Raw genomic sequence first — 325 nt, 5'->3', positions numbered from 1 at the left:
AGGTGGTGTTCTTCCGCAAGTGGTGCAGCACCTTCTGCCCCATCAGCGCCCTCCTGAGCCTCATCGGCAAGGCGAACCGTACTTTCGTGCCACAGGTGAACGACGCGAAGTGCCGCGAGACCGTGGAGGGCGTCTCCTGCGAGGTGTGCGCCGCCGTGTGCCCCCAGGGCATCAACGTGCGCCATCCCGAGGCCGGTATGAGCTTCAGCGAGTGCACCAAGTGCCGCGCCTGCGTGGAGGCCTGCCCCACCCAGGCATCAAGATGCCCTTCCTGCCCCAGAAGGTGCAGGGCGCATCCACCGTGGTCGTGGAGGACGAGGACGCG

At 66.8% G+C, this 325-nt stretch carries 2 protein-coding genes; one reads left to right on the top strand and one right to left on the bottom strand.

Features of this window, described 5'->3' with window-relative positions:
- A partial coding sequence (locus NE591_RS13560; protein ID WP_256156897.1) for a hypothetical protein occupies positions 1 to 220 on the bottom strand: 220 nt, incomplete at its 3' end.
- Between NE591_RS13560 and NE591_RS16390 the strand changes: the two genes are divergently transcribed.
- On the top strand, positions 198 to 325 hold a 128-nt coding region (locus NE591_RS16390; protein ID WP_371130621.1), incomplete at its 3' end, for a 4Fe-4S binding protein. The genes NE591_RS13560 and NE591_RS16390 overlap by 23 nt on opposite strands.

The organism is Adlercreutzia sp. DFI.6.23 (genome assembly GCF_024462535.1).
Lineage (GTDB): Bacteria > Actinomycetota > Coriobacteriia > Coriobacteriales > Eggerthellaceae > Adlercreutzia > Adlercreutzia rubneri.
Note: the sequence above shows the minus strand (reverse complement) of the source record. Positions and strands in the feature narration are given on the sequence as shown.